General features: G+C 41.6%; 5 protein-coding genes. All 5 read left to right on the top strand.

Features of this window, described 5'->3' with window-relative positions:
* Positions 1-234 precede the first annotated feature (234 nt).
* The 5 genes from sodA to ADI58_RS06170 all read left to right on the top strand — a co-directional run bounded on the left by sodA (position 235) and on the right by ADI58_RS06170 (position 4,658).
* Entirely contained in the window at positions 235-840 is a 606-nt protein-coding gene (gene sodA / locus ADI58_RS06150; RefSeq protein WP_000974733.1) for a superoxide dismutase SodA, read from the top strand.
* 156 nt (positions 841-996) lie between these two features.
* The gene (locus ADI58_RS06155) at positions 997-1,527 is read left to right on the top strand and encodes a YutD family protein (protein WP_049511066.1); all 531 of its coding nucleotides are present in this window, start codon (positions 997-999) and stop codon (positions 1,525-1,527) included.
* Positions 1,528-1,547: 20 nt separating this feature from the next.
* Positions 1,548-2,633, top strand: a complete 1,086-nt coding sequence (gene rlmN / locus ADI58_RS06160) for a dual-specificity RNA methyltransferase RlmN (RefSeq protein WP_049521875.1) — start codon at positions 1,548-1,550, stop codon at positions 2,631-2,633.
* The gene (locus ADI58_RS06165; RefSeq protein WP_049521876.1) at positions 2,633-3,115 is read left to right on the top strand and encodes a VanZ family protein; all 483 of its coding nucleotides are present in this window, start codon (positions 2,633-2,635) and stop codon (positions 3,113-3,115) included. Before rlmN ends, ADI58_RS06165 begins: the two co-directional genes overlap by 1 nt.
* Before the next feature lies 1 nt (position 3,116).
* Positions 3,117-4,658, top strand: coding sequence for an ABC-F family ATP-binding cassette domain-containing protein (locus ADI58_RS06170; protein WP_049521877.1), 1,542 nt, complete (start codon positions 3,117-3,119; stop codon positions 4,656-4,658).
* The last annotated feature ends 119 nt before the right edge of the window (positions 4,659-4,777 follow it).

Genomic DNA, 4,777 nt, shown 5'->3' on the forward strand with positions numbered 1-4,777 from the left:
GTTGTGGATAGAACTGACGAAGTCAGCTCAAAACATGTTTTTGAGGTTGCGGATGAAACTGACGAAGTCAGTAACTATACCTACGCCAAGGCGACGTTGACGCAGTTTGAAGAGATTTTCGAAGAGTATGATTAGAAAGTATGTCACTGATTTCCTTATCTATAAGCAAAAAACTTGAAAAAAGTGAATGTTTGCGTTATCATTTTCATATAGAAAGAAAAAGAGGTATTACAGATGGCTATTATCTTACCAGATCTTCCATATGCATACGACGCTTTGGAACCATACATCGATGCGGAAACAATGCACTTGCACCATGACAAACACCATCAAACTTATGTCAACAATGCCAATGCAGCTCTTGAAAAACACCCTGAAATCGGTGAAGATCTTGAAGCCTTGCTTGCTGATGTAGAATCTATCCCAGCTGATATCCGTCAAGCGCTTATCAACAATGGTGGTGGACACTTGAACCACGCTCTTTTCTGGGAATTGATGACTCCTGAGAAAACAGCTCCTTCAGCAGAACTTGCAGCAGCAATCGATGCAACATTTGGTTCATTTGAAGAATTCCAAGCAGCTTTCACTGCAGCAGCAACAACTCGTTTTGGTTCTGGCTGGGCATGGTTGGTTGTCAACAAAGAAGGGAAACTTGAAGTGACTTCAACAGCCAATCAAGACACACCAATCTCAGAAGGTAAAAAACCAATCTTAGGCTTGGACGTTTGGGAACATGCTTACTACGTGAAATACCGTAACGTACGTCCTGACTACATCAAAGCTTTCTTCTCAGTAATCAACTGGAACAAAGTAGATGAATTGTACGCAGCTGCTAAATAATGATAGTTGGAGGGAAGAATTGTTCTTCTCTTTTTAAGGTTATATTATTTTGGTCTGACAAAATCGTCAGACTTTTTTCATTTTTATGAGAAACGTGCTAACTGCTAGAAATTATGGTAGAATAAAGTATTAAGTAATCGTGGAAAAAGGATATCTATGCGAAAAGAAATTGCACCTGAATTATACAACTATAACAAGTTTCCTGGTCCTGAGTTTCATTTACACGGGGACAAGGTTGAAACGGAAGGGATAGCTTTTTCCTTGGTGGAAAATATCAAGGATGCCTTTGATGTGACGGCTTTTAATCAGCGTTTTTCAGAAGTCTTAACCAAGTTTGATTATATCGTGGGAGACTGGAGCAACGAACAGCTTCGCCTACGAGGTTTTTACAAGGATGATCGAACAGAAGAAAAACTTGAAAAAATCAGTCGTTTACAAGACTATCTTTTAGAGTATTGTAGTTATGGTTGTGCCTATTTTGTCTTAGAAAATGAAGCCCCTAAGCGAGCATCATTTGACAAGAAAATGCGTAAGAAGGAAGAAGAAACACCTTCTAGAAAAGGAAAGAAGCCGACTCAAACCAAACGAAAACCGAATGCAGATAAGAAAAATAGACGTCGTCAGAAAGATCAGCATTCTCAGAAAGAGGACAAGGGGCAACGTCATTTTGTCATTCGTCAGAAGTGAGTAGAGGATAAGGAGAAGAAATGAAACCGTCAATTTATAGTTTAACACGTCAAACCATGCAGGAATGGGTTTTGGAGCAGGGAGAAAAGAAATTCCGTGCAGATCAAATCTGGGAATGGCTTTACCGTAAACGTGTCCAGTCATTTGAAGAGATGACCAACCTTTCCAAGGATTTGATTGCTAAGCTCAATAACCAGTTTGTGGTCAATCCCTTGAAACAACGTATCGTTCAAGAGTCTGCTGATGGGACAGTTAAATATCTTTTTGAATTGCCAGATGGAATGCTGATTGAGACAGTACTGATGCGTCAACACTATGGTTTGTCAGTCTGTGTGACCACTCAGGTAGGCTGTAATATCGGTTGTACCTTCTGTGCCTCTGGTTTGATTAAGAAACAACGTGACCTCAATAATGGGGAAATCGTAGCGCAAATCATGCTGGTTCAGAAATACTTTGATGAGCGTGGTCAGGATGAACGCGTCAGCCATATCGTTGTCATGGGAATCGGTGAGCCCTTTGATAACTACAACAATGTCTTGAATTTCGTTCGTACCATCAATGATGACAAGGGGATGGCAATCGGAGCTCGTCACATCACGGTTTCAACCTCAGGTTTGGCTCATAAAATTCGTGATTTTGCTAATGAAGGAGTTCAGGTCAATCTTGCAGTTTCCCTTCACGCACCTAATAATGAACTGCGGTCAAGCATCATGAAGATTAACCGTGCCTTTCCGATTGAAAAACTCTTTGCTGCTATTGAGTACTATATTGAGACAACCAATCGTCGTGTGACCTTTGAGTATATCATGCTCAATGAAGTCAATGACGGTGTAGAACAAGCCTTGGAATTGGCTGAATTGCTCAAGAATATCAAGAAATTGTCTTATGTAAACTTGATTCCTTACAATCCAGTTAGTGAGCATGACCAATATAGCCGTAGTCCTAAAGAGCGCGTCCTGGCCTTCTATGATACGCTTAAGAAGAAAGGGGTTAACTGTGTGGTTCGTCAAGAGCACGGAACAGATATTGATGCAGCTTGTGGACAATTGCGTTCCAATACAATGAAACGTGACCGCCAGAAAGCAGTCGCAGCAGTCAATCCTTAATGATGAAGAAGACTTATAATCATGTTTTGGTCTGGGGAGTTATTTTCTATAGCATTTGCATTGTCTATTTTTGCTTTACTCCTCAAGAACATTCTCCCGTGGGGGTGGAAACTCCAGGTATTCAGCATCTTGGACGCCTGGTTTTTCTTTTGACTCCTTTCAATTCTGTCTGGAAACTGGGCGAAGTGAGTGACATAGGACAATTATGTTGGATTTTTCTACAAAATATTCTCAATGTCTTCTTGCTTTTTCCTCTGATTTTCCAACTCCTTTCTCTCCTTCCAAACTTGCGTAAGACAAAAAAAGTGATTTTTTTCAGTTTTTTATTGAGTCTTGGAATTGAGTGTACGCAGTTGGTCTTAGATTTTTTCTTTGATTTTAATCGCGTCTTTGAAATTGATGATTTGTGGACCAATACCTTGGGTGGCTATCTGGCTTGGCTTCTCTATAAACAATTACATAAAAACAAGATAAGGAATTAGAATGAGTATTTTAGAAGTTAAAAATCTGAGTCACGGTTTTGGTGACCGTGCAATTTTTGAAGATGTGTCCTTCCGTCTCCTCAAGGGGGAACATATCGGTCTGGTCGGTGCCAATGGTGAAGGGAAGTCAACCTTTATGAGTATCGTGACTGGTAAGATGTTGCCAGATGAAGGGAAGGTTGAGTGGTCCAAATATGTGACTGCCGGTTACTTGGATCAGCACTCTGTCCTTGCTGAAGGGCAGTCGGTGCGTGATGTGCTCCGTACAGCCTTTGATGAGCTATTCAAAGCTGAAGCTCGTATCAATGACCTTTATATGGAAATGGCTGAAGATGGAGCTGATGTTGATGCTCTCATGGAAGAAGTGGGAGAACTCCAAGACCGTTTGGAGAGTCGTGATTTCTATACCTTGGATGCTAAGATTGATGAAGTAGCGCGTGCCCTTGGTGTCATGGACTTTGGCATGGATACGGATGTAACCTCTTTGTCAGGTGGGCAAAGAACCAAGGTACTTTTGGCAAAACTTCTCCTTGAAAAGCCTGATATCTTGCTTTTGGATGAGCCGACCAACTACTTGGATGCTGAGCATATTGACTGGCTTAAGCGCTATCTCCAAAACTATGAGAATGCCTTTGTCCTTATTTCACACGATATTCCATTCTTGAACGATGTTATCAATATCGTCTATCATGTGGAAAATCAACAGCTGACGCGTTACTCTGGTGACTACTACCAGTTCCAAGAAGTCTATGCGATGAAGAAATCTCAGCTAGAGGCAGCCTACGAACGTCAGCAGAAAGAGATTGCCGACCTTAAAGATTTTGTCGCTCGGAACAAAGCACGTGTTGCAACTCGTAACATGGCCATGTCCCGTCAGAAGAAATTGGATAAGATGGATATTATCGAACTGCAAAGTGAGAAACCAAAACCATCCTTTGATTTCAAACCAGCTCGTACGCCAGGGCGCTTTATTTTCCAAGCCAAGGATTTGCAAATTGGTTATGACCGACCTCTTACTAAGCCTTTAAATCTTACCTTTGAACGTAATCAAAAGGTTGCCATTATCGGAGCAAATGGTATCGGGAAAACAACTCTCTTGAAGAGTCTCTTGGGCATTATTCCGCCAATCGCTGGGGAAGTGGAACGCGGTGACTACCTAGAACTAGGTTATTTTGAACAGGAAGTAGAAGGAGGTAATAGCCAAACTCCTCTTGAAGCTGTCTGGAATGCCTTTCCAGCCCTCAACCAAGCAGAAGTTCGTGCTGCCCTTGCCCGCTGTGGTTTGACGACCAAGCATATCGAAAGCCAAATTCAGGTCTTGTCAGGTGGGGAACAAGCCAAGGTTCGTTTCTGTCTCTTGATGAATCGTGAAAATAACGTTTTAGTGCTGGACGAGCCGACCAACCATTTGGATGTGGATGCCAAGGATGAACTCAAACGCGCTCTCAAAGAATACAAGGGATCTATCCTTATGGTCTGCCACGAACCAGACTTCTATGAAGGCTGGATGGACCAAATCTGGGATTTTAATAATTTAACTTAAAAATAAGGATAAAAGAAATACAGTACCGAATGTGGGTACTGTATTTTTTAGGTTTTTAAGATTTAATACTCTTCGAAAATCAAATTCAAACCGCGTCAACGTCGCCTTGCCGTACTCAA

Source organism: Streptococcus mitis, assembly GCF_001074635.1.
GTDB classification, from domain to species: Bacteria; Bacillota; Bacilli; order Lactobacillales; family Streptococcaceae; genus Streptococcus; species Streptococcus mitis_E.